Origin of the sequence: Streptomyces sp. NBC_00691, assembly GCF_036226665.1 — a bacterium.
Taxonomy (GTDB): domain Bacteria; phylum Actinomycetota; class Actinomycetes; order Streptomycetales; family Streptomycetaceae; genus Streptomyces.
This window is the reverse complement of sequence record NZ_CP109007.1, coordinates 2547058-2570383: the sequence shown is the minus strand read 5'-3', so window position 1 is coordinate 2570383 and position 23326 is coordinate 2547058. Positions and strand designations below refer to the sequence as shown.

Here is a 23326-nt window from a genome sequence, read left to right as displayed (position 1 = left end):
TGACGGGAGGCGGGGCCTTGCGGGTGTGCGCGGTGCGGCGGTGACTCTTAGTACCAGCCGTTGGCCTGCCAGAACGCCCAGGCGGCGTTCGGGGAGCCGTAGCGCTCGTTCATGTAGTTGAGACCCCACTTGATCTGCGTGGCGGGGTTCGTCTTCCAGTCGGAACCGGCGGAGGACATCTTCGAGGCCGGGAGGGCCTGGACGAGGCCGTAGGCGCCGCTGGAGGAGTTGGTGGCCTTGTGGTTCCAGCCGGACTCGTGCGAGACGATCTTGCTGAAGGAGGAGTACTGCGAGGCGGGAACGATCTGCCGGGCGATGTCCTGCGGGCTGGCGGCCGAGGCGGCGCCCGTCGTGCCGAGCACCGCACCCGACGCGCTCAGCAGCACGGCCGCGGAGGCGGCGAAGGTCTTCTTGCGGGCGGCGACACGAGTGGTGATCGAGCGGATCAAGGTTTCTGCCTAACTTCGGGAACGGGGGCTGCGTCAGGCGATTTCGGCAAGCCGGAACCAGAGCCCGGGGAACCCGGGAACTGGGGGGAACCGGCCGTCCGAGGTGCTGCGGTGAGCACCGGCTGCCTGGCGACGTCCACCAGACAAGCAGGGCCGGAACGCCGACGCAACGACCCCCTGTACGAGGAAGGTTCGGACGTCGGGGGGAAGGCCCCGGGGCTGGGTGTGGGGTGTTTCCGCAGGTCATGCCCTGCTGTGGGCGGTTTGGGCGGGTACCGCCCGACTACTATTCCGAGTCGTACGTGACGTAGGTCCTGTGGGGCGCCTCACCCGCCGAGGGCCTCCCGGGACCCTCGAATGTGACCTGGGCCTCGAAGTTCGCCCGCCGCGTCGCCCGCCGCAGCGCCTTCAGGAGCGTCCGGCCGATGGTGAGGGTGAGGACGACGGTGAGAACGGCCCGTCCCAGGTCCCAGCCGAGGGACGTCGCGGTGACATAGGCGAGGAAACGGACCAGGTTCTCCTGCAGAGGGGCGCCCGGCTGGAACGAGATCCCGCTGCTCAGGCCCTGGAGCAGCACCCAGCCCTGCAAGTTCATGATCGTGCCGTACGCGAACGCCGCCACGAACCCGTACGCCGAGAGCATCAGCAGCTCACCGCGGCCCCGCAGCGTGCTCGGGCCCGGCAGCAGCCCCGCGCCCATCGTGAACCAGCCCATCGACAGCATCTGGAACGGCATCCAGGGCCCCACCCCGCCCGTGAGCAGGGCGGACGCGAACATCGTGACCGCGCCGAGCACGAAACCGAAGCCCGGCCCGAGGACCCGGCCGCTCAGCACCATCAGGAAGAACATCGGTTCCAGACCGGCCGTCCCCGCGCCCAGCGGCCGCAGGGCCGCGCCGACGGCGGCCAGCACGCCCAGCATCGCCACCGCCTTCGCGTCCATCCCGCAGTCCGCGATCGTCGCCACGACCACCGCGACGAGGAGCGGCAGCAGTGCCGCGAACAGCCATGGAGCGTCCCCGGCGTGCGAGGTCACGGCGGAGCCCGCGTCCGCGAAGAGGGGCCAGCAGAAGGCGAACAGTCCGATGAGGGAGACGAGGGCGAGGGCGGTGACGGAGCGTGGCCCCAGCCGGACCGGGCGTGCCGGGCGCGTGCTCACAGCGCCGCCTCCACCTGTTCGACCGTGAGCCACGGCTGGGGGGCCAGGATCTTCGCCACCTGCGGGGAGAACGCGGGGGAGGAGACGACCACCTCGGCCGTCGGCCCGTCCGCCACCACCTCGCCGTCGGCGATGATCACCACCCGGTGCGCCAGCTCGGCCGCCAGCTCCACGTCGTGCGTCGCGAGCACGATCGCGTGCCCCTCGGCGGCGAGCCCCCGGAGATGGGCGACCAGACGGGCCTTCGCCGCGTAGTCCAGACCGCGGGTCGGCTCGTCGAGGAGGAGCAGGGGAGGGCGGCCCGTCAGCACGACGGCCAGCGCGAGTGCCAGCCGCTGCCCCTCGGAAAGGTCGCGGGGATGGGTGTCGTCCGCGACGCCCGGCAGCAGCCCGGACACCAGGGCCCGGCAGGTGCCGGGCGCGGCGCCCGCGTCCCCGTCGGCCGCCGCGCACTCGGCGGCGACGGTGTCCGCGTACAGCAGGTCCCGCGGCTCCTGCGGAACCAGGCCGACCCGGCGGATCAGCTCGCGGGGGCTGGTGGTGTGCGGGGTCCGGCCGGCGACGTGGACGGTGCCGGAGGTCGGGGCGATCATGCCGACGAGGGTGGAGAGGAGGGTGGATTTGCCTGCGCCGTTGCGGCCCATGAGGGCGAGGGTCTCGCCCGCCCCGACCTGGAGGTCGACGCGCCGGAGGGCCTCGACCCGGCCGCGGCGGACGGCGAGGCGTTCGGTCAGGACGAGGGGGGTGGGTGCGAGGTCGGGTGCGGGTTCGGTGCGGCGTCGCGCGAAGAGGGCGATCCCGCCGGCCCGCCCCTTCCCGTGACCGGGGGCGCCGCCCCCGGACCGTCGTGCCTCGACGGCCGGCGGGGCCGGACGCGGCTCCGCGGGGACCCGTCCCTCCAGCCGCGCCTTCAGGTCCGTCGCCCGGCGCCGCGCGTCCCGCACCGTCAGCGGCAGCGGTTCCCAGCCGGCCAGGCGCCCCAGGCCCACCACCGGCGGATGCACCGGTGACACCGCCATGATCTCGGCGGGGGTGCCCATCACGCCCTCGGGCAGCATCAGCACCTGGTCCGCGTACTGCACCACCCGCTCCAGGCGGTGCTCCGCGAGCAGGACCGTCGTGCCCAGGTCGTGCACCAGGCGCTGGAGGACCGCCAGGACGTCCTCCGCCGCCGACGGGTCCAGCGCCGACGTCGGCTCGTCCAGGACCAGGACCTTCGGGTGAGGGGTCAGGACCGAGCCGATCGCGACCCGCTGGCGCTGGCCGCCGGAGAGCGTCGCGATCGGGCGGTCGCGGAGCTCCGCGAGGCCGAGCAGGTCCAGGGTCTCCTCGACCCGGCGCCGCATGACGCCCGGCGCGAGGCCCAGGGACTCCATGCCGTACGCCAGCTCGTCCTCGACCGTGTCGGTGACGAAGTGCGCGGACGGGTCCTGGCCGACCGTGCCCACCAGGTCCGCCAGCTCGCGCGGCGGATGCGTGCGGGTGTCCCGGCCGTCGACCGTGACCCGGCCGGTCAGGGTGCCGCCCGTGAAGTGGGGGACGAGGCCGGAGACCGCGCCGAGCAGGGTCGACTTCCCGACGCCCGAGGGGCCGACGAGCAGGACGAGCTCACCCTCGGGAACGGTCAGGCTGACGTCCCGCAGGGTCGGCTCGGCGTCCTTCTCGTAGGTCACCGAGACGTTCTCGAAGCGGATCACGCCTTCTCCTTCGGAGCGGGAGCTGTCGCGGGTACGGGGGCGACGAACTCCGGCACCAGGCCCACCAGGACCGACACCGCCGGCCAGAGCGGCAGCTCCGGCGCCTCCAGGGGTACGACCCCGGGGTGCAGGGCCTCCGGCGCGTACGTGTTCGCCCAGATCATCAGGACCGCCACCGCCACCCCCGACCCCGCGACCAGCCAGGCACGCACACCCCAGTGGTCCGGCCGGTAGCGGGTGCGGACCGTGCGGCGGCCGCCGAGCCGCAGCCCCGCCATGGCCGCGAACAGTCCGGCGCCGAGCAGCGGCAGCCCGTATCCCGCGCCCTCCGCCGCGAGGAGCCCGTACGAACCGGCGCAGATCCCGAGCAGTCCGCCCAGGGTCAGGACGTTCGTGGTGCGGCGCACCGAGGCCGGGACCCGGGCCGTCCGGCCGTACCCGCGCGCGTCCATCGACGCGGCGACCGCGATCGACCGCTCCAGGGCCCCCTCCAGGACCGGCAGCCCGATCTGGAGCACCGCCCGCACCCCGCCCGTGGGGCGGCCGCGCAGCCGGCGGGCGGTACGCAGCCGCACCACGTCCGCGACCATGTTCGGCGCGAAGGTCATCGCCACGACGACGGCGACCCCGGCCTCGTACAGCGCGCCCGGCAGCGACTTGAGCAGCCGCGCCGGGTTGGCGAGCGAGTTCGCCGCGCCCACGCAGATCAGCAGGGTCGCCAGCTTGGCGCCGTCGTACAGCGCGAACACCAGCTGTTCGGCCGTCACCCGGCCCCCGATCCGTACCCCCTGCGCCCACTCGGGCAGCGGCACCTCGGGCAGCGTGAACAGCGGGTGCGTCCCCGGGATCGGTGAGCCGAGCAGCAGCGAGAAGACGATCCGCAGGAAGACGACGAACAGGCCGAGCCTCACGAACGCGCCGTACGAGCGTGCCCAGGGGGCGTCCGTCCGCCGGGCCGCCACGACATAGCCGGCGACCCCGACGAGGAGGCCGAGGAGGAGCGGGTTCGTCGTACGGGAGGCGGCGACGGCCAGGCCGAGCGCCCACACCCACCAGGCTCCGGCGTGCAGGGCGTTGGACCGGCTCGCCTCCGGGGCGCGCAGGACGTGACTCACCTTCATGCCGGGCTCACCGACGTGCGTACCGGGCTCATCCGCGCCGGCGGGCCTTCCAGATCGCCGCCCCGCCCAGGGCCAGCACGGCCGCCCCGCCGGCGAGCACGCCGAACGACGGGCCCCCGCCGTCCTCGCCGGCGCTCGCCGACGCGCTCGGTGCCGCCGACGCCGGGGTCTTCGCGGCCCCGCCGGTCTCCCCGGTCTCCGCGACCGGCTCGCCGCAGCCCCGCGCCGGGTAGCCCGCGATCCCGCAGAGCATGGCCGCGCCGTCGTACCGCAGCGGCTTCGCCACCACGGCGAGCGCCTCCGCGCCCGTCGCGTCCTCACGGACCTGCGCGCAGCCGGCCTTGACCGGCTCCGGCGGGTTCTCGCCGGGAGGCGCGTCCGCCGGGCCGCCGAAGTCGACGACGACCGCGACCCGCTTCGTGCCGTCCTTCTTCTCCACCCCTCCGCAGATCCCCGTGAAGTCGGGGGCGACGGAGGGCCGGGAGGTGTCGTTCGTGCCGTTGCTGACCGCGAAGCGGAAGCCGATCGCGTCGCCGTCCGCGGGGCGGGCGGTCGCCGGGCCCTGCGTGGCGTACGCCCACGGCTTCCCGCCGTCGCTCTCCCAGAACGACCAGTAGCGGTAACCGGCGGCCTGCGCGGGAGCCGCCGCGGCCACGACCGCGGTGAGCGTGAGCAGTGCCCCGGCCGCGGCTCCCGCGGCCCGGGAGCCGCGCCCGCGCGGACCGGTTCCTCGCGCGGCGGTCACTTCTTGCGGCCGCTCACGAGGAAGCCGATGCCGACGCCGACGACCATGCCGATGCCGATGATCCACCAGATGTCGAAGCCGCCCTCGTCCTCGCTCGTGGAGGAGGCCGAGGTGTCCGGCGTCTTCGGTGCCGGGCCGGTGGCGTTGAGCTGCTCCACCAGGTCCGCCGAGCCGAACTCGCGCGGGTCCGTCTCCGTCGCCCGCGCGGCCAGGATCAGCTGCGCGTACGCGGCCGGGCCGCTCTCCTTCGCCCAGGCGGCGGAGTTCTTCTCCAGCCACTCCACGGCGGGCTTCGCCTCCTTCGTGGCGCCGGAGGCGGCGAGCGCGACGACGGCGTCCGCGGTGTTGCCGACGTCGGGCTGCTCGGTGGTGTCGGTGGCGCCCGGCATCGGCGGCAGGGTCAGGTGACCGGTCTTCGCGAGGGTCTTCGCCAGGTAGGAGGCGCCGTTGAGCGCGGCCCGCTCGACCGTCGGCTTCGACAGGTCGTTGCAGACCGGCGACTGGTCGGGCGAGGCCTTGGTGGCGACGACGCTCTTGCCGAGCCCCGCGAGGGTGGCGGCGGCGGTGGCGTCGGCGTTCGCGACGAGCTTGCCGGCCTTGTCGGGCTGGTAGGCGAAGGCCCCCGGGCCCTCCTTGTCCGAGCAGGGCAGCGCGAAGGTGAGGAGGGCGTCGTAGGGCGTGCGGCCCTCGGCGGAGGTGAACAGGGAGGGCCGCAGGCCCGAAGCGGCGAGCGCGCCGATGACGACCGAGGTGGAGTTGGCGTCACTGGGGCCGCCGGGGCTGTAGCCCCAGCCGCCGTCCTTGTTCTGCACGGTGCGCAGCCAGTCGGAGCTCGCCTTGACGGCCTTGTCGATCGTCTCGGGGGAGGCCGACTGCTTCCGGACCGCGCGGAGCCCCTGCACGGCGATCGCGGTGGCGTTGGTGTCGCGCAGGGTCTTCGCGTCGCAGGCGGTCGTGGTGTCCGCGCGGTACGAGCTGAACGAGCCGTCCGCGCACTGCTGGCCGAGCAGCCAGTCCACGGCCTTGTCGGCGGGCTGGAAGCCGGTGGTGCGCTGGGCGAGGAAGGCGAGCGACTGACGCCAGACGCCGTCGTACGTGGGGTCCTTCGTGCCGTACAGACCGTCCGGGACCGTGACGGCGGAGGGCGTGGGGGAGGGGGCGGTGGTGGCCGCTCCGGCCACCCCGGCCGCTCCGGTTCCGAGCAGGACGGTGGCGGCTGCGAGCGCGGTGGCGCCGCGGCGGACGGTGTTCATGGGGCCCTCTCCTGCGGCCGGGCACCGGCACGCCTCAGGGGCACCAGGCTCCGGCTCCGTATTCCTCGACGGTGCCGGCGGTCACGTCCCGGGCGGGGCATTCCGACTCACGACTCCCCGGAGGGGGCCGTTCACGGTTGCGGGTCAGTGCCGGAATTCCACCGGCTTCCCCCCGTACGGGCATGATGACGACCCGCCCACTGTACCGGCCCGTACGCCTGCGGCCCGGCGGGTGCGAGGCGGCTCACACCGCCACGTACTCCACGGGTTCCGTCCCCTGCACCGCCTCCGCGCGGCCGAGTTTCACCAGGCGGCGCAGATGCGCCTCGGCCTCGCTGACGGCGATGTTGCGGGAGCCGTAGGGGATCTGCTCCCAGGGGCGGTTCCACTCCATCCGCACGGCGAGCTGCCACGGGGTGAGCGGGGTGGCGAGCAGGCCGAGGAGTCCGGTGAGCCGTTCCTCGTGGTGGTCGAGGAGTTCGCGGACCCGGCCGGCGGCGTCGGTGAAGGCGTGCTGATGGGCGGGGAGGACCTCGGCGACGCCGAGGCGGCCGATGCGTTCGAGGGAGTCGAGGTAGTCGCCGAGGGGATCGGTCCCGGTGGCGTCGTCCGGGTCCTCGTACAGACCGATGTGCGGGGAGATCCCGGGCAGCAGATGGTCGCCGGAGAAGAGCCGGCCGTGGCCGGGCAGCCGGGAGGGGTGCTCCTCCTCCAGGTGGAGGCAGACGTGCCCGGGGGTGTGGCCGGGGGTCCAGATCGCGCGCAGCCGCCGTCCGGCGAGGTCGAGGAGTTCGCCGGGGACGATCTCCCGGTCGGGGAGGGCGGAGCGCAGTCCGGGCAGGGTCCGCATCCGGCCGGACGCGCGGGCGGCGCGCATCGGGGCGAGGTGGTCCTCGGGAGCGCCGACGGCGGCGAGCTTGCGGGCGAGGTAGTCGAGCCAGGTGCCCGGCTCGGCCTCGCGGGTGCGGCGGACGACCTCGGTGTCGGCGGCGTGCATGGCGATCCAGGCGCCGGACGCCTCACGGACCTTGCCGGAGAGACCGTGGTGGTCGGGATGGTGGTGGGTGACGACGACGCCGTGGATGTCCGCCACGTCGATGCCGAGCGCGGCGAGACCGCCGGTGAGTTCGGTCCAGGAGTCCGGGTCGTCCCAGCCGGTGTCGACGAGGACCGGGCCGCGGTCGGTGTCGAGGACGTGGACGAGGGTGTGGCCGAGCGGATTGTCGGGGATGGGCACCCGGAGCGACCAGACGCCTCCGCCGTGCTCGGTCACCTGGGGCATGGGTCCCTGCATGGATCCTCATCTCTCCACGGTGGTGCGGTGGTTCTCCACGGCGCACGGCGGAACTTCTCCGCGACGGCACGGAGCGTGCTCGGCCATTGCCCACTATAACTAGAACTGGTATCAGTTCTGAGGCATCGTCAGGGAATTCACCTCCTCATGAAGGCGGCGGTCATGACCGAGCTTGTGGAGCACGGAAAGCTGTTCATCGGCGGGGAGTTGACCGACCCGCTCGGCGATGACGTCATCGAGGTCGTCTCCCCGCACACCGAGGAGGTCATCGGGCGGGTCCCGCACGCCTCCACCGCCGACGTCGACCGCGCCGTGGCCGCCGCCCGCCGGGCCTTCGACGAAGGGCCCTGGCCCCGGATGACGGTGGAGGAGCGGATCGCCGTCGTCAGCCGCATCAAGGACGCGATCGCCGTGCGCCACGAGGAGATCGCCCGTTCCATCAGCGCGCAGAACGGCTCCCCGTACTCCTGGTCCGTCCTCGCCCAGGCGCTCGGCGCGATGATGGTCTGGGACGCGGCGATCACCGTCGCCCGGGACTTCACGTACGAGGAGCGGCGCGGCGGCGTCCTCGGTCCGCTGCTCGTCCGGCGCGAGCCGGTGGGCGTGGTCGCGGCCGTCGTCCCGTGGAACGTGCCGCAGTTCACGGCCGCGGCCAAGCTGGGACCCGCGCTGCTGGCCGGCTGCACGGTGGTCCTCAAGCCCTCGCCGGAGTCGCCGCTCGACTCGTACATCCTCGCCGACATCGCCACCGAGGCCGGGCTGCCCGAGGGGGTGCTCAGCATCCTGCCCGCCGACCGCGAGGTCAGCGAGTACCTGGTCGGCCACCCCGGCGTCGACAAGGTCTCCTTCACCGGTTCGGTCGCCGCGGGCAAGCGGGTCATGGAGGTCGCCGCCCGCAACCTCACCCGCGTCACCCTCGAACTCGGCGGGAAGTCGGCCGCCGTGATCCTGCCCGACGCCGACCTCGCGACCGCCGTCGCCGGGATCGTCCCGGCGGCCTGGATGAACAACGGCCAGGCGTGCGTCGCCCAGACCCGGATCCTCGTCCCCCGCTCCCGGTACGAGGAGATCGCCGAGGCCTTCGCCGCGGCGGCCGGCGCGCTCGTCGTCGGCGACCCGCTCGACCCCGCCACCCAGGTCGGGCCGCTGGTCGCCCGGCGGCAGCAGCAGCGCTCCCTCGACTACATCCGCATCGGCCAGGAGGAGGGCGCCAAGGTCCTCTCCGGCGGCGGCCGCCCGGCCGGGCTCGACCGCGGCTGGTACGTCGAGCCGACGCTCTTCGGCGGCGTCGACAACTCCATGCGGATCGCCCGCGAGGAGATCTTCGGTCCGGTCATCTGCCTTCTGCCGTACGGGGACGAGGCCGAGGCCCTGCGCCTCGCGAACGACTCCGACTTCGGCCTCAGCGGCAGCGTCTGGACCGGGGACGTGGAACACGGCATCGACTTCGCCCGCGGCGTGCGCACCGGCACCTTCAACGTCAACACCTTCAGCCTGGACATGCTCGGCCCCTTCGGCGGCTACAAGAACTCCGGCCTGGGGCGGGAGTTCGGGCCCGAGGGCTTCGGCGAGTACCTGGAGCACAAGATGATCCACCTCCCGGCCGGCTACGAGGGCGGCGCGTGATGGGGGACCGCTGGCACGTCGAGGTCGACCGGAGCGTCTGCATCGGCTCCGGCATGTGCGTCAACCACGCCCCGGACGGCTTCCGCCTCGACACCGCCCGGCAGTCCCACGCCCGGGAACCGGAGTCGGACGCGGGCGAGAAGCTGCTCGCGGCGGCCGAGGGGTGCCCGGTGGAGGCCATCATGATCACCCTGGCGGACGGCGGGGAGCCGGTCTTCCCGCCTGAGGAGTAGCCGGTCTTCCCGCCCGAGCGGGAGCCGGGCGCGGCCCGCGGCCGCCGGAACCGCCGTGACCTGCGTGGACCGCGTGTGTGAGACTCCCTCGGCACGGATACGTAAGCGCAGGGAGCGGGGCAGTCATGCGGGGTCGGGGCAGAGGGTGGACGACGGTCGCGGGAGCGGCGGCGGTGGTGGTCCTCGGGGCGGGGTGCGGTACCGGCACGGGCGGCGGGGGTGGTGCCTCCGCCTTCGGCCGTGAGACGGCGCACGCCGAGATCGTCGCCGCCGTCGAGAAGGCGGGGCTGCCGAAGTCCGACCTTCCCGGGATCGGCGGGGCGACCCCCACGGGCTCCACCTCGCCGCGCCCCACCCCCTCCACGGAGCGGGACCGCCTCGCGGAGCGCGCCGCCGCCTGCACCGCGGCGTGGCAGTACATCGGCCCGCCCGTCGACGGATCGCGCGCCGGCCTCGAGAAGGCGGTCGCCACCCTGGTCGGCGAGGACTGGGTCCAGGGGGAGCGCCAGGTGGAGAAGCTCGACGACAAGGGCGGCACCATGCTCCAGTTCACGCTCAGGAAGCGCGGGTGGGTGATGTACGCCCGTCACGCCGGCGTGACGCAGTCGCTGAGCATGGAGATGGTCTCCCTGAACGCGACGGAGACCGCGTGCATGAACCGGTTCACCGAGCAGGAGAAGAAGGTCCTGTTCGGCGAGGACGCCGAACGGAGCTGACCCGAGGCGTGGTTGCGCACGCCGCCCGTTCCCACGTGCAAAACTGTGCCCTGGAAAACGGGGGCAAGAGGCCGTCGTACGTGCGTATTCGGGAGTGTTGTGCGCAAGGCGAAGATGGTGGCCGCGGCCGCCGGTGTGGTGCTGCTGGTCGCCGGTTGCGGAAGCGAGGGCGGTACGGACAAGGGCGGCTCCTCCTCGGCCGGTTCGGCCTCGGCCGGCTCGTCCTCGACGGGCGGCTCCGGCGGTTCGGGCGGCGGGCGGCTCACCGGGGCCGTGGTCACCAAGGAGCTGACCGACGCGGCGACCGGGGCCGGCTTCACGCAGGACGCCTCGGGTGAGCAGATTCCGGCCGAGGCCAAGGACTGCATGGTCAGCTGGACGGCCGACGCGGAGAAGGCGAAGGACCCGGCGAAGTCCTACGCGGACACGGTCGCGACCCTGAACAAGGGCGGCTGGGCCGAGGAGCGGAAGACCGAGCAGGGCGGCTCGGTGATCAAGTCCCTGAAGAAGAGCGGCTGGCAGCTCTCGGCCAGCAACCACTCCGCCGGCCCGCTGAAGCTGGTCATGTTCGTGGCCGTCGACAACAGCCCGGAGTGCGCGGCGATCCTCGCGGCGGCCAACGGCAAGGCCACGCCCTCGTCCTGACCCATCGGAACCACCGGAACCACGGCACCGCCCGCCCCCCGGCGCGTCTGTTTCGCCGGGGGCGCGGGTGGTGTCCGGTCAGCGGCGCGCCGCCTCCGGTGCCGTCAGGTCGATCAGCCGGCAGACCGTCTCGATGTCGATCTTCACCTGTGCGATCGAGGCGCGCCCCGACAGCCAGGTGATCAGGGCCGAGTGCCAGGTGTGCTCGATCACCCGGACCGCCGAGAGCTGCTCCGGGGTCGGGTGTTCCGTGCCCATGGCGTCCAGGATGATCGCCGTCGTCAGCCGCGAGACCGTGTCGACCTCGGGGCTCACCCCGCGGTCGGCGAAGGTCAGCGCCCGCACCATGGCGTCGGCGAGCTGCGGCTCCCGCTGGAGCGCGCGGAAGGCCCGCATCAGCGTCTCCGCCACCCGCTCCGCCGGGTCGGCGCCTGCGGGCGGCCGCTTCCGCAGGGTCGTGTGCATGTGCTGGAGCTGGTCCTGCATCGTCGCGACCAGCAGGTGGATCTTGGAGGGGAAGTAGCGGTACAGCGTGCCCAGGGCCACCCCGGCCGCCTCCGCGACCTCCCGCATCTGTACGGCGTCGAAGCCGCCCCGCGCCGCGAGCTGTGCGCTGGCGTTCAGGATGCGGCGGCGCCGTGCCTCCTGGCGCTCCGTGAGGGGCGGCGCCGCGGGTCTGTGGTCCGCTCTGATGTCTGCGGTCATGAGGTCCCGTTCCGTGCGGTGGGGAGCGACAGTATGGCGGTGCGGGCGCCGTGGCGCGAATCACCTGTTCCGGCTCTCACCACAGAGCTACCTGCCGGTAGATTCTGTCCTCCTTGAAGGATCAAGAAGATCAGGCCAGAAGATCAAGAACGATCAAGTCTGTAACTTGTTCTAGATTAGCGCGAGCGGTTACGCTCCGGCGAAACCACGCTCGAAGGGGGTCGCGCATGACCGCTGAGGCCATAGAGGCAAGCCCCCGGCAGGGCGTCACCGCAGCCGGTGACAGACCGTTGCGGATCGCTCTCCTCACGTACAAGGGGAACCCCTTCTGCGGTGGGCAGGGCGTCTACGTCCGGCACCTCTCCCGCGAGCTCGCCCGCCTCGGCCACAGCGTCGAGGTCATCGGTTCCCAGCCGTATCCCGTCCTCGACGAGGGCGAGGACCTGGCCGGCCTCACGCTCACCGAGCTCGCCAGCCTCGACCTCTACCGCTCGCCGGACCCGTTCCGTACGCCGAAGCGCGAGGAGTACCGGGACTGGATCGACGGTCTCGAGGTCGCCACCATGTGGACCGGCGGCTTCCCCGAGCCGCTCACCTTCTCCCTGCGGGCCCGGCGCATGCTCGCCGCCCGCCGCGGCGACTTCGACGTCGTCCACGACAACCAGACCCTCGGGTACGGGCTCCTCGGCGGTCCGCGCGCGATCGGCGCACCGCTGGTCACCACGATCCACCACCCCATCACCGTCGACCGGCAGCTGGAGATCGACGCCGCCGCCGACTGGAAGCGCCGCGCCTCCGTCCGCCGCTGGTACGCCTTCACCCGCATGCAGAAGCGGGTGGCCCGCCGGCTGCCGTCGGTGCTCACGGTCTCCGGCACCTCCCGGCAGGAGATCGTCGACCACCTCGGCGTGCGCGACGACCGCATCCGGGTCGTCCACATCGGCGCCGACACCGACCTGTGGTCGCCCGACCCGGCGGTCGCCGAGGTCCCCGGCCGGATCGTCACCACGTCCAGCGCCGACGTCCCCCTCAAGGGCCTCATCCATCTGATCGAGGCGCTCGCCAAGCTCCGCACCGAGAACCCGGACGCGCACCTCGTCGTCGTCGGCAAGCGCGCCGAGGACGGCCCGGTCGCCGCGGCCATCGAGCGGTACGGGCTGTCCGGCGCCGTCGAGTTCGTCAAGGGCATCAGCGACGCGGAGCTCGTCGACCTGGTGCGGTCCGCGCAGGTCTCCTGCGTGCCGTCGCTGTACGAGGGGTTCTCGCTGCCCGCGGCGGAGGCGATGGCGACGGGGACGGCCCTGGTCGCCACGACCGGGGGTGCGATCCCCGAGGTCGCGGGGACGGACGGGGAGACGTGTCTCGCGGTGCCGCCGGGGGACGCGGGGGCACTGGCCGCGGCGCTCGGGCGGGTGCTGGGCGACGCGGAGCTCCGGGCGCGGCTCGGCGCGGCCGGGCGGGAGCGGGTCCTGTCCCGGTTCACCTGGGCCCGCGCGGCCCAGGGCACGGCCGAGCTGTACCGCGAGGCGGTCGCCCGGCAGGGAGCCGGAGCCCGCCGGTGACATCGCAAGTACCCTCCAACCGCGAAAGCAGGACCTCGTGCTGACCGTCGACTTCACCCGCTTCCCGCTCGCCCCCGGCGACCGTGTGCTCGATCTGGGCTGCGGTGCGGGCCGGCACGCCTTCGAGTGCTACCGGCGCGGTGCGCAGGTCGTGGCCCTCGACCAGAACGCCGAGGAGATCCGCGAGGTCGCCAAGTGGTTCGCGGCGATGAAGGAGGCGGGCGAGGCCCCCGCGGGCGCGACGGCCACCGCGATGGAGGGTGACGCGCTCAACCTGCCGTTCCCCGACGAGTCCTTCGACGTCGTCATCATCTCCGAGGTGATGGAGCACATCCCCGACGACAAGGGGGTGCTCGCCGAGATGGTCCGCGTCCTCAAGCCCGGTGGGCGCATCGCGATCACCGTCCCGCGGTACGGCCCCGAGAAGGTCTGCTGGACGCTCTCCGACGCGTACCACGAGGTCGAGGGCGGGCACATCCGCATCTACAAGGCCGACGAACTCCTCGGCAAGATCCGGCAGGCCGGACTCAAGCCGTACGGCACCCACCACGCGCACGCCCTGCACTCGCCGTACTGGTGGCTGAAGTGCGCCTTCGGCGTGGACAACGACAAGGCGCTGCCGGTCCGCGCGTACCACAAGCTCCTGGTCTGGGACATCATGAAGAAGCCCGCCCTGACCCGGGTCGCCGAGCAGCTGCTCAACCCGGTCGTCGGCAAGAGCTTCGTGGCGTACGCGACCAAGCCCCACCAGCCCAAGGTCGACTCCCAGTGACCCTTCCCGAGCGGATCGCGGAGCACCTCGTCCTGCCCGGGGTGCTCACCGCCGAGCAGGCCGCCGAGACCGTCGCCGGGATACTCGCCGTCCAGCGCGAGGACGGTGCGCTGCCCTGGTTCCGGGGGCACCACCTCGACCCGTGGGACCACACCGAGGCCGCCATGGCCCTGGACGCCGCCGGTGAGCACGAGGCGGCCGCCCGGGCCTACGCGTGGCTCGCCCGGCACCAGAACAGCGACGGCTCCTGGTTCGCGGCGTACCACGACGGCGAGCCCGGCCAGGTCACCGACCGCAGCCGCGAGTCCAACTTCGTCGCGTACATAGCGGTCGGCGTCTGGCACCACTACCTCTCCACCGGCGACGACGCGTTCCTCGACCGGATGTGGCCCGCCGTCTACGCGGCCGTCGAGTTCGTCCTCGGCCTCCAGCGGCCCGGCGGCCAGATCGGCTGGAAGCGCGAGGCCGACGGCACACCGGTCGACGACGCGCTCCTCACCGGAAGTTCGTCGATCCACCAGGCGCTCCGCTGCGCCCTCGCCATCGCCGAGACCCGTGAGGAGCCGCAGCCCGACTGGGAGCTGGCGGCCGGGGCGCTCGGTCACGCGATCCGCCGCCACCCCGAGCGCTTCCTCGACAAGTCGCGCTACTCGATGGACTGGTACTACCCGGTCCTCGGCGGCGCGGTCACCGGCTCCCAGGCGAAGGAGCGGATCGAGGCCGGCTGGGACACGTTCGTCGTGCCCGGCCTCGGTGTGCGCTGCGTGATCCCCAACCCGTGGGTGACCGGCGGAGAGAGCTGTGAACTCGCCCTGGCCCTCTGGGCGATGGGGGAGTCGGACCGGGCCCTCACCATCCTCCAGGACATCCAGCACCTGCGCGCCGAGAACGGCATGTACTGGACGGGGTACGTCTTCGAGGGCGAGACGGAGAACGACAAGGCCATGTGGCCCGAGGAGCAGACGGCCTGGACGGCCGGCTCCCTGCTGCTCGCGGTGGCCGCCCTCGGCGGCGAGGAGGCGACCGTGGCCGTCTTCGGCGGCGAACGCCTCCCGGCCGGCCTCGAGCCGGACTGCTGCTGATCCCCCGGCCGCGGACCACCCCGCCCGGCGGTGAGGCGTGTTCTCGCGCGGCTGCCACGCGTCCAGGACCGCCGGGGGACGCCCCGGGGACCTGACCGGTACGGGTTCCCCGGCGGAGGGACGGGCGGGGGAGGGGCGGGGCGGGCCCCATTCGGAGTCGCTCGTGTGGCGACCCCCGGGGCCCCGGGTGAGGCTGGCGCCACTACCCCCAGGGAGGTCCTTGCCGTGCCCAGATCCCTACCCCGGTCCCTGTCCCGCGGTGTCGTGGCCCTGATGCTGTCCTGCACCCTGCTCCTGACGACCGCCGCCTGCGGCAGCGACGACGACGCGAGCGCGAGCGGGGCGGCGACCCCGACGGCTTCGAGCAGTTTCGAGCAGCAGAAGCTGGCCAAGACCCGGTTCGTGGCCAACGCGGGTCTGGCCGCGGGGGCCACGTACCAGTGGATCGTGAAGCCGTACCGCGCGGGCAAGTTCAAGAAGGGCGCGGACGGCCGGACGCTCGCCCTGGTGAAAGCCGGTCTCGCGGGCGCGTTCACGTACAACCGGCTCAAGGCGGCGACGAACAACGCCAAGGGCGACCCGCTGCTGTCGAAGGCGGTCGCACCGCTCACGGCCGGCATCGAGTCGCTCAAGGAACTCGGGACGAAGCTCCGCAAGGGCGAGGTCGGCGACGCTGACGTCGGCGCCTTCGAGAACGTCATCAACAGCGTCAAGGACGCGGGCAGGACCGCCGGCGCCGAGGTCGTCGAGAAGGTCCCCAGCGCCTCCCAGCTCAGCGGCGGCTGACGCCGTCCAGGACCTAGGAGTTGAGCTCCGCGAGCAGGCGGAGGGTCGCGGGGTCCGGTGACGTGACGAGGAGGTCCGTCACCGGGCCCCGCCGCCATGTGTCCAGCCGTTCGGCGATCCGCCGCCGGGGGCCGACGAGGGAGATCTCGTCGGCGAAGGCGTCCGGGACCGCGAGGACGGCGTCCTCGCGCCGCCCGGCGGCGAACAGTTCCTGGACGCGTCGCGCCTCCTTCTCGTATCCCATCCGCCCCATCAGGTCGGCGTGGAAGTTGCGGGCCGCGTGGCCCATGCCGCCGATGTAGAAGCCGAGCATCGCCTTGACCGGCAGGAGTCCGGCCGCCACGTCGTCGCAGAGCTGGGCGCGGACCATGGGGGCGACCAGGAAGCCCTCCGGGAGCCGCTCGGGCATGGCGTACACCTCGGACCAGCGCTCGGGGGACCAGTACAGCGGCAGCCAGCCGTCGGCGATCGTGAGCGTCTGGGCGATGTTCTTCGGTCCCTCGGCGCCCAGCAGGATGGGGAGGCCGGCCCGGAGCGGGTGGGTGATCGGCTTGAGGGCCTTGCCGAGGCCGGTGCCGTCGGGGCCGGTGTACGGGTGCGAGTGGTGGCGCCCGTCGAGCCGGACGGGGCCCTCGCGGCGCAGCACCTGCCGGACCACGTCCACGTACTCGCGGGTCGCGGTCAGCGGGGAGCGGGGGAAGGGGCGCCCGTACCAGCCCTCCACGACCTGCGGACCGGACAGGCCGAGGCCGAGCATGACCCGCCCGCCGGAGAGGTGGTCGAGCGTGAGCGCGTGCATCGCGGTGGTGGTGGGGGCGCGGGCGGCCATCTGCGCGACGGCGGTGCCCAGGGCGATCCGGTGGGTGTGGGCGGCGATCCAGGTGAGTGCGGTGAAGGCGTCGGAGCCCCAGGCCTCCGCCGTCCACACCGAGTCGTAGCCGAGCCGCTCGGCCTCGCGGGCGAGGTCGAGATGGGCGGGGGAGGGGCCGCGGCCCCAGTAGCCGAGGGCGAGTCCGAGTCGCATGCCCCGCATCCTTTCTGACGTACCGTCAGTTCAGGTGGATGCGGGGACTGTACGCCAACGGCCCCCCGCTCGGAAGGGATTCGCTTCCGGGTGGGGGGCCGTCGGTCCTGCGTGCGGGGCCGGATCAGCCGCGCTGGATGCCCGTGGTGTCCTGCAGGACACCACGGCGGCCGTCCTGCGTCTGGGCCACCAGGGTGTTGCCGCGCTGCTCGACCGCCAGGTACCAGGTACCCGGGGCCAGTTCGGCGATCGGCGCCTGCGAGCCGTCCTCCGCGTACAGCGGACGGGCGACCGGAACCGCGAACCAGAACGGCTCGAAGCCCCCGGCCGGCTGCGCCTGCGGGGCCTGGGCCTGCGGCTCGGGCTGCTGCGGGGCGTGCGGCTGCGGGGCGGCGGCCTGCGCGCCGAACGGCTGGCCCGCACCCTGCGACGGGTCCTGCGGACCGCCGTACGGCGGGTGCTGCGCGCCCGGGTAGCCGTAGCCGCCGGGGACGCCCTGCGGGCCGGGCTGGCCCGGCTGCATGCCGTACGGCTGCGGGGTCTGCGGCTTGGGGGCGCCGACGAGCGGGGCCTTGAGGGCCGGGACCATCGGTCCGGCGACGGCCGCGCCGGCGAGCACGAGGGCGGCGATCAGGCCGAGGATCAGGCCCGCGCCGGCGTTGTTCGCCTCGAAGACCCACATGAGCAGGGTCCACGCGGAGGCGATGGTGAACGCGGCACCGACCTGACCGAGCTCCAGGCCGGCCACCTTGCGCTGCTCCGGCAGGCTGCGGGAGAAGACGACGAGCGCGGCGCCCGCGATGCCCAGGAAGAAGGAGCCCCAGCCGAGGTACGAGACCTCCCAGGAGTTCGGGTTCTCGATCTGGTCGCAGATCGCCTCGGGTCCGTCACAGCCGGAGATGCCGAGGAACGAGGCGATGAACAGCACCACCGCTGCACCGATCAGCACGCCATCGCCTCGGGTGAGGGAGCGGATATTCACGTAAGAAGTCCTTCGTCGGGTCGTCGCGTCGGGGTGGCGCTCAGGTCATGGCACGGGGGATGGCACGGAGCTGCCCCATCGTACGGAGCGAATCTATCGCCCGCGGGTTCTACCCCCCGAGGTAGGTGGCGATGCCGTCCGCGATCCCCTGGGCGGCCTTCTGCCGCCATGTCGTCGACGTGAGCAGCTCTGCGTCCTTCGGATCACGCATATTGCCGCATTCGACGAAGACCTTGGGGACGGTTGAGAGATTGAGTCCGCCGAGATCGTCGCGGACGTCCAACCCCGTACCGGAACCGAGGTAGTTGGCGGGAGCCGTTCCGGTGGCGCGGGCGAACCGGTCGGCGATGCGCTCGCCGAGCTCGCGCGAGGGGCCGACGATCTTCGTGGTGTCGGCGGACCCTTCGCGTACGCGTGCGGGCAGGATCACATGGAAGCCGCGGTGGCCGACGGCCGAGCCGTCCGCGTGGACGGAGACGACGGCGTCGGCGCGGGCCGCGTTGCCGATCTTCGCCCGTTCGTCGATGCAGGGGCCCCAGGGGCGGTCGGCGTCGTGGGTGAGGACCACCTCGGCGCCGCGCGCCGTGAGCAGGTCCCGCAGCCGGTGGGTGACGTCGAGGGTGAAGGCGGCCTCGGTGTATCCCGCGTTCGTGGAGGTGCCGGTGGTGTCGCACTCCTTGCGGTTCGTCCCGATGTTCACCTTCTGGTTGATCTCCTGGGTGTGACGGAAGTTACCGGAATTGTGACCGGGGTCGAGGACGACGGTCCGCCCGGCGAGGGAGGCGGGGGTCGCCCGCGGGCTCGCGGTCCCCGACGGCCCGGAGGGCGCGGGGGTGGCGGGGACGGGCGACGTGGCCTGCCGGCTCTCCGTGGACTTCCCCTCCGACGGCGAGGCCTGCGAGGCCCCGCAGCCGGCGAGTGCGGCGCAGCAGCCCGTGGTGGCGAGGGCGAGCGCGAGGCTGCGGGTACGGGTGCGGGCGCGGCGGGCGGTCTTCCGGTGGTCGTACGGCACCTGGCGACTCTAGGCCCTGTACGGGGCGAAAACCCGCAGCGGGTACGTCGCAGGTTGGTCACCGCTTCACAGAACGGTGGACGCGTGTGGGCAGACCGTGAAGGGTAGGTGGATGAGGCGACGGTGGGGTGTCACCGCGCATGGACCCACGAGGGGGAACCGTGGTGGGGGAAGAACCGAACGACGCACGTCCCGAGCCGTCCGACCGGCCTGTGCGGGACGACGTACCGGACAGACCGAACCAGTCAGGCCGTACGGGCGGACCCGATCAGGCGGGCCCGCCCGATTCGTCGACGCAGATACTCCGGTCCTCGGCCGCCGACCGGGCCGCCGCCCCGGACCCCGGCGCTCCGGCCACGCCCGCGGCTCCGGCGCCCGTGGCGCCCGCGCCCTGGGAGGCACGCCCTGCGGCGGGCTTCGGACCACCGACCGACCCGCCGCCGGGCGCCGCGGCGGCCCGGCCCGGCCCCGAGGCCGCAGGACCCGCTCCCGGCCCCGCGTCCGGCACGGCGCCGGGCTCCGCTCCCGCCGCCGGTCCCGCGACCGCGCCCGGCTGGGCCGGCGCCGGTACGCCTCCTCCGCCGCCCGGCGCCCCGCCCGGCTACGGACCGCCGCCCGGGTACGGCCCGCCGCCCGGGTACGGCCCTCCCGGTTACGGACCGCCGCCCGGCGACGGCGGGCAGCCGCCCGCCCAGCCGCCCGGCGAGGCCAACGGGGCCCAGGCCGCCATGATCGGCCTGCTCAACCTCTCCTGCCTGGGCCTCGGTTACGTCCTCCTGCGCAACTGGATCGGCGCCGCGGTCTGCTGGATCGCCACCGCCGCCCTGCTCGTCCTGGCCCTGCCCGCCGACGTCGACGGAGTGCCCGCCGGGCTCCTCGTCGGCTACGGCGCCTTCCTCCTGGCCGTCGCGGCCGACGGCGCCCGCCGCGGCCTGCGCGCGAACCTGCGGATCGGCACGTCCTTCCGCCGCCTGGCGCTGCCGCTGGCCCTGGTCCTGCTCGCCGTGCCCGCGGGCGGCTCGCTCGCCTACGGCGCGGCCCGCGACGAGGCGAAGGAGCAGGCCCTGCTCGACCGCCTCGCCGCCGCCGACGAACTCGTGAAGTCCGCCGACGGCCTCGCCTTCGACAAGGCCGAGCCGACCTTCGGCAAGGCGCTCGGCGAGTACGAGAAGCTCGCCCGGGAGCACGCGGGATCACGGGCAGGGAAGCTCGTCCCCGCCCGCCTCGACACCTACTTCGAGACGGTCTCCGCCCCGTACGCCGACAAGGTCTACTGCGACGCGATCCCGCGCCTCACCTACCTGCGCGGGCTCCCGGCCACCGTCGACAAGGACCTGCTCGGCACCCGGCCCGCCAAGACCGACGAGCCCCTGGCCCACTCCCTCTACGAGTGCGGGGCGGCCGGCATCGGCAACACGACCTACGAGCCGGATCCCGGGAAGAGCTTCGGCGAACTCCTCAAGACCTTCCCGAAGTCGACGTACGCGCCCAAGGTCGCACCGGCCTTCGAGGCGTCGATCAAGACCCGGACGGACGCCCTCGCCGGGGGCACCACCGCGTGCAGCACCACCAGGGAGCTGCACGCCATCGCGGCCTCCCTCGACGGCATGACGGACCCGTCGGTCGAGAGCGCCGCGAACCAGGCCGACGCGGCCGTCCAGAAGGGCGACTTCGCCTGCGGGACCGACCAGTTCAAGCAGAAGGACTTCAAGGCCGCCCTCGACACGATGACGGCGTACGCGAAGGACTACCCGAGCAGCCCGCAGGCCGGACACGCCCGCTCCATCGCCATCGCCGCCGAGATCGCCGAGGAGGAGCCCGCGGCGGGCGGGAAACTCCCCCCGGCCGATGTGCCCGGCGGTACGCGGATGGTGATGGTGGTGAGCAACGACGGCCCGGGCGAGGTCGAGCTGCTCTACACCGGTCCGATGACCGGCAAGGTCACCCTCAAGGCGTGCGGGACCTGCACCAAGTATCCGAGCCCGATCTTCGCGGGCTCCAAGAAGATCAAGGCCTGCACGGGACCGTCCTCGAAGTACCCGAAGGCGACCCTGCTGCTGCCCGCCGGCGACTACCACCTCCTCCAGAAGCGGGTGTCCACCGGTACGTCCACGGCCGGTGACACCAAGTCGAGCAAGGCGAAGATCGAACCGGGCTACAGCTACACCAACTGCCTGTACGTGACCTCGGGGTTCTGACCCCGGGTCCGTCCCTCGGCACGCACCACCCGGCGGCCGTCCCCTTCCGAGGGGGCGGCCGCCGGTCTGCCGTCCCGAGGCTCAGCCCCGGCGGCGCAGGACCCGCAGCGAGTCCGTGACCGAGATCTCCTCGAAGTCGCCCGACTCCAGCGCGCGGAGGTAGATCCGGTACGGCGCCTGGCCGCCGTCCTCCGGGTCCGGGAAGACGTCGTGGATGACGAGCAGGCCCCCGGCGGCGACCTTCGGTGCCCAGCCCTCGTAGTCGTTCGTGGCGTGCTCGTCGGTGTGCCCGCCGTCGACGAACACGAACCCGAGCTGGCCGCCCCACACCTTCGCGACCTGCGGCGACCGCCCGACCACGGCGATCACGTGCTCTTCGAGGCCCGCCTTGCGGAGCGTCCGGCGGAACGTCGGGAGCGTGTCCATGAGCCCGACCTCCGGGTCGACCACGGTCTCGTCGTGGTACTCCCACCCCGGCTGCTGCTCCTCGCTGCCCCGGTGGTGGTCCACGGTCACCACGACCGTCCCCGCCCGCCGCGCCACGTCGGCCAGCAGGATCGTGGAGCGGCCGCAGTACGTGCCGACCTCCAGGAGCGGCAGCCCGAGCTTCGCGGCCTCGGTGGCCGCCGCGTACAGGGCGAGCCCCTCACCGACGGGCATGAAGCCCTTGGCCGCCTCGAAGGCGGCGAGGATCTCGGGCGCGGGCTCGGACATGGTGACTCCTACTGGCGGGTACGCGGGTACGGCGCCCATCGTGCCCTACGCGTCGCACTCGAACCACACCGTCTTCCCGTCGGCCCGCTCGTCGACCCCCCACCGCTCCGTCACCGCCTCCACCAGCACGAGCCCGCGCCCGCCGTCGTCCAGCGGACCGGCCGCCTTCGCGTGGACCGCTCCGGCCACGCCGTCGGCCACCTCGACCCGCAGTCCGTGCGGCTCGCACAGGATCAGCACCGCGCAGCGCCGGCCGGGCACGTGCCGTACGACATTGGCGACGAGCTCGGTGAGCGCGAGGCCGGCCGGGTCGGTGAGGTGGCCGAGCTCCCAGCGCGTGAGGAACATGCGGAGGATGCGGCGCATGTGACCGGCGGAGTGCTCACCGACGGTGAACCGCATGCGGTAGCTCGTCGCAAGTGCGGCGGGGTAGAGGTCCGTTGCCTGATTCATGCCACCAGACTGGCCGCGCTTCGTTACGCTCGGCTACGGCCTGAACACAACGCCTCACCGCGTGAGCTTGGGGGTGACCACGCCTTGGTCAACATCCGCAGCCTGGATCCGAGCGCTTCGCCGCTGGACTACTACGGGTCGGAACTCCGTCGGCTGAGAGAGGAGGCGGACCTCAGCCAGGCGGAGTTGGGTTCGATCCTCTACTGCACGGCCTCGCTCGTCGGGCAGATAGAGACGGCGAAGAAGGTCCCGACGCGCCAGTTCTCGGAGCGGGTCGACGCGGCGCTGCTGACAGGCGGGGTGTTCTCGCGGCTGGTGGGGCTGGTTCTGAAGAGTCAGCTGCCGACGTGGTTCCAGGCGTACGCGGAGATGGAGTCGAAGGCGACGTACATCTCGACGTACCAGTCGCAGCTTGTCTACGGCCTGCTCCAGGCGGAGCCGTACGCCCGCGCGGTTCTGAGCGTGGAGCACCCGGACAGGCTGGACGAGATGGTGGCGGCCCGGATGGAGCGTCAGCGGATCCTGGAACGGGAGCATCCGCCGGTGCTGTGCGTCGTTCTCGACGAGGCGGTGGTGTACCGGGAGATCGGCGGGGCGGAGGTCATGCGGAACCAACTCACGCACCTGTTGAGTTATCGCGACCATCCGTGGGTGCAGGTTCAGGTGCTTTCCTTTGCCGCGGGTCAGCATCCTGGTCTGCTGGGTTCGTTCAACCTCCTGCGCTTCGATGATGACCCCGACATCCTCTATTCCGAGAGCTACGAATCGGGCCGAATGACCGCCAATTCCCAAGTGATCAGGGAGCTGTCCGTCAGCTACGCTCGGCTGCAGGCCTCGGCCCTCTCCCGGGAGGCATCGGCTGCGCTGATCGAACGCGTGATGAAGGAGCGGTATGGGCACCAGCCAGGACCTCCGGTGGCGTAAGTCGTCCTACAGCGGCCCCAACGGCGGCGACTGCGTCGAGGTCGCCGACCTCGTCGCCCACGTCGCCGTCCGTGACTCCAAGAACCCCGAAGGCCCCGCCTTCCTCGCCAGCCCCGCCGCCTTCACGGCCTTCGTGAGCGCCGCGGCCGAGGGGCGGGTCGGCGGTCGCTGATC

At 72.9% G+C, this 23326-nt stretch carries 24 protein-coding genes and 1 riboswitch; of the genes, 11 read left to right on the top strand and 13 right to left on the bottom strand.

Translation table 11 applies throughout. From position 1 onward, the window contains the following. Nucleotides 1–47: 47 nt before the first annotated feature. The 7 genes from OG392_RS11590 to OG392_RS11560 all read right to left on the bottom strand — a co-directional run bounded on the left by OG392_RS11590 (nucleotide 48) and on the right by OG392_RS11560 (nucleotide 7706). Complete coding sequence (locus tag OG392_RS11590; RefSeq protein ID WP_329278288.1) at nucleotides 48–449, bottom strand: transglycosylase SLT domain-containing protein; 402 nt, start codon at nucleotides 447–449, stop codon at nucleotides 48–50. Between the two features lie 286 nt (nucleotides 450–735). After that, entirely contained in the window at nucleotides 736–1608 is an 873-nt protein-coding gene (locus tag OG392_RS11585) for an ECF transporter S component (protein ID WP_329278286.1), read from the bottom strand. Beyond that, a complete protein-coding gene (locus OG392_RS11580) occupies nucleotides 1605–3305 on the bottom strand; it encodes an ABC transporter ATP-binding protein (RefSeq protein ID WP_329278284.1) in 1701 nt (566 codons plus the stop codon). The genes OG392_RS11585 and OG392_RS11580 overlap by 4 nt, the downstream gene beginning before the upstream one ends. After that, complete coding sequence (locus OG392_RS11575) at nucleotides 3302–4426, bottom strand: energy-coupling factor transporter transmembrane component T (protein WP_329278282.1); 1125 nt, start codon at nucleotides 4424–4426, stop codon at nucleotides 3302–3304. The genes OG392_RS11580 and OG392_RS11575 overlap by 4 nt, the downstream gene beginning before the upstream one ends. A gap of 28 nt (nucleotides 4427–4454) precedes the next feature. Continuing rightward, nucleotides 4455–5171, bottom strand: coding sequence for an SCO2322 family protein (locus OG392_RS11570; RefSeq protein ID WP_329278280.1), 717 nt, complete (start codon nucleotides 5169–5171; stop codon nucleotides 4455–4457). Further along, nucleotides 5168–6424, bottom strand: a complete 1257-nt coding sequence (locus OG392_RS11565; RefSeq protein ID WP_329278277.1) for a prenyltransferase/squalene oxidase repeat-containing protein — start codon at nucleotides 6422–6424, stop codon at nucleotides 5168–5170. Before OG392_RS11565 ends, OG392_RS11570 begins: the two co-directional genes overlap by 4 nt. Nucleotides 6425–6519: 95 nt before the next feature. Then, nucleotides 6520–6596, bottom strand: a riboswitch (cobalamin riboswitch). A 72-nt stretch (nucleotides 6597–6668) separates the two neighbouring features. Beyond that, nucleotides 6669–7706: an MBL fold metallo-hydrolase gene (locus tag OG392_RS11560; protein WP_329278275.1), complete on the bottom strand. Its 1038-nt coding sequence runs from the start codon at nucleotides 7704–7706 to the stop codon at nucleotides 6669–6671. Nucleotides 7707–7880: 174 nt separating this feature from the next. Here OG392_RS11560 and OG392_RS11555 point away from each other — a divergent pair, with 174 nt between their 5' ends. From OG392_RS11555 to OG392_RS11540, 4 genes are all read left to right on the top strand, one after another. Continuing rightward, nucleotides 7881–9344, top strand: a complete 1464-nt coding sequence (locus OG392_RS11555; protein ID WP_329278273.1) for an aldehyde dehydrogenase — start codon at nucleotides 7881–7883, stop codon at nucleotides 9342–9344. Next, nucleotides 9344–9577: a ferredoxin gene (locus tag OG392_RS11550; RefSeq protein ID WP_030321717.1), complete on the top strand. Its 234-nt coding sequence runs from the start codon at nucleotides 9344–9346 to the stop codon at nucleotides 9575–9577. Before OG392_RS11555 ends, OG392_RS11550 begins: the two co-directional genes overlap by 1 nt. 125 nt (nucleotides 9578–9702) lie before the next feature. Further along, nucleotides 9703–10293: a hypothetical protein gene (locus OG392_RS11545; RefSeq protein WP_329278270.1), complete on the top strand. Its 591-nt coding sequence runs from the start codon at nucleotides 9703–9705 to the stop codon at nucleotides 10291–10293. A gap of 99 nt (nucleotides 10294–10392) precedes the next feature. Beyond that, nucleotides 10393–10938 (top strand): hypothetical protein, encoded by a 546-nt coding sequence (locus OG392_RS11540; RefSeq protein ID WP_329278267.1) that lies wholly within the window; start codon nucleotides 10393–10395, stop codon nucleotides 10936–10938. Nucleotides 10939–11016: 78 nt separating this feature from the next. Here OG392_RS11540 and OG392_RS11535 read toward each other — a convergent pair whose 3' ends face one another. Then, entirely contained in the window at nucleotides 11017–11643 is a 627-nt protein-coding gene (locus OG392_RS11535; RefSeq protein WP_329278265.1) for a TetR family transcriptional regulator, read from the bottom strand. 227 nt (nucleotides 11644–11870) lie between these two features. On the opposite strand from OG392_RS11535, the gene OG392_RS11530 reads away from it, so the two are divergent. The 4 genes from OG392_RS11530 (at nucleotide 11871) to OG392_RS11515 (ending at nucleotide 15845) form a co-directional block, all read left to right on the top strand. Then, nucleotides 11871–13205 (top strand): glycosyltransferase family 4 protein, encoded by a 1335-nt coding sequence (locus OG392_RS11530; protein ID WP_329278262.1) that lies wholly within the window; start codon nucleotides 11871–11873, stop codon nucleotides 13203–13205. Between the two features lie 37 nt (nucleotides 13206–13242). Next, nucleotides 13243–13977 carry a class I SAM-dependent methyltransferase gene (locus OG392_RS11525; protein WP_329278259.1) on the top strand — a complete coding sequence of 245 codons (735 nt, stop codon included), beginning with the start codon at nucleotides 13243–13245 and terminating at the stop codon, nucleotides 13975–13977. After that, the gene (locus OG392_RS11520; RefSeq protein ID WP_329278256.1) at nucleotides 13974–15059 is read left to right on the top strand and encodes a prenyltransferase; all 1086 of its coding nucleotides are present in this window, start codon (nucleotides 13974–13976) and stop codon (nucleotides 15057–15059) included. The genes OG392_RS11525 and OG392_RS11520 overlap by 4 nt, the downstream gene beginning before the upstream one ends. Nucleotides 15060–15284: 225 nt before the next feature. Further along, nucleotides 15285–15845: a hypothetical protein gene (locus OG392_RS11515; protein ID WP_329278254.1), complete on the top strand. Its 561-nt coding sequence runs from the start codon at nucleotides 15285–15287 to the stop codon at nucleotides 15843–15845. A 13-nt stretch (nucleotides 15846–15858) separates the two neighbouring features. Here the strand turns inward: OG392_RS11515 and OG392_RS11510 are convergent, their stop codons facing one another. From OG392_RS11510 to OG392_RS11500, 3 genes are all read right to left on the bottom strand, one after another. Then, the gene (locus tag OG392_RS11510) at nucleotides 15859–16869 is read right to left on the bottom strand and encodes an LLM class F420-dependent oxidoreductase (RefSeq protein ID WP_329278252.1); all 1011 of its coding nucleotides are present in this window, start codon (nucleotides 16867–16869) and stop codon (nucleotides 15859–15861) included. Between the two features lie 124 nt (nucleotides 16870–16993). Next, nucleotides 16994–17851 (bottom strand): hypothetical protein, encoded by an 858-nt coding sequence (locus tag OG392_RS11505; protein ID WP_329278250.1) that lies wholly within the window; start codon nucleotides 17849–17851, stop codon nucleotides 16994–16996. Between the two features lie 109 nt (nucleotides 17852–17960). Continuing rightward, on the bottom strand, nucleotides 17961–18863 hold the full coding sequence (locus tag OG392_RS11500; protein ID WP_329278248.1) for an N-acetylmuramoyl-L-alanine amidase: 903 nt from the start codon (nucleotides 18861–18863) through the stop codon (nucleotides 17961–17963). 161 nt (nucleotides 18864–19024) lie between these two features. Between OG392_RS11500 and OG392_RS11495 the strand changes: the two genes are divergently transcribed. Further along, nucleotides 19025–21061: a hypothetical protein gene (locus OG392_RS11495; protein WP_329278246.1), complete on the top strand. Its 2037-nt coding sequence runs from the start codon at nucleotides 19025–19027 to the stop codon at nucleotides 21059–21061. Nucleotides 21062–21142: 81 nt separating this feature from the next. Here OG392_RS11495 and OG392_RS11490 read toward each other — a convergent pair whose 3' ends face one another. Further along, on the bottom strand, nucleotides 21143–21775 hold the full coding sequence (locus OG392_RS11490) for a class I SAM-dependent methyltransferase (protein WP_329278244.1): 633 nt from the start codon (nucleotides 21773–21775) through the stop codon (nucleotides 21143–21145). A 45-nt stretch (nucleotides 21776–21820) separates the two neighbouring features. Beyond that, nucleotides 21821–22228, bottom strand: a complete 408-nt coding sequence (locus OG392_RS11485; protein WP_329278243.1) for an ATP-binding protein — start codon at nucleotides 22226–22228, stop codon at nucleotides 21821–21823. An 84-nt stretch (nucleotides 22229–22312) separates the two neighbouring features. On the opposite strand from OG392_RS11485, the gene OG392_RS11480 reads away from it, so the two are divergent. Further along, complete coding sequence (locus tag OG392_RS11480) at nucleotides 22313–23152, top strand: helix-turn-helix domain-containing protein (protein WP_329278241.1); 840 nt, start codon at nucleotides 22313–22315, stop codon at nucleotides 23150–23152. After that, a complete protein-coding gene (locus OG392_RS11475; RefSeq protein ID WP_329278239.1) occupies nucleotides 23121–23324 on the top strand; it encodes a DUF397 domain-containing protein in 204 nt (67 codons plus the stop codon). The genes OG392_RS11480 and OG392_RS11475 overlap by 32 nt, the downstream gene beginning before the upstream one ends. Nucleotides 23325–23326: the final 2 nt, after the last annotated feature.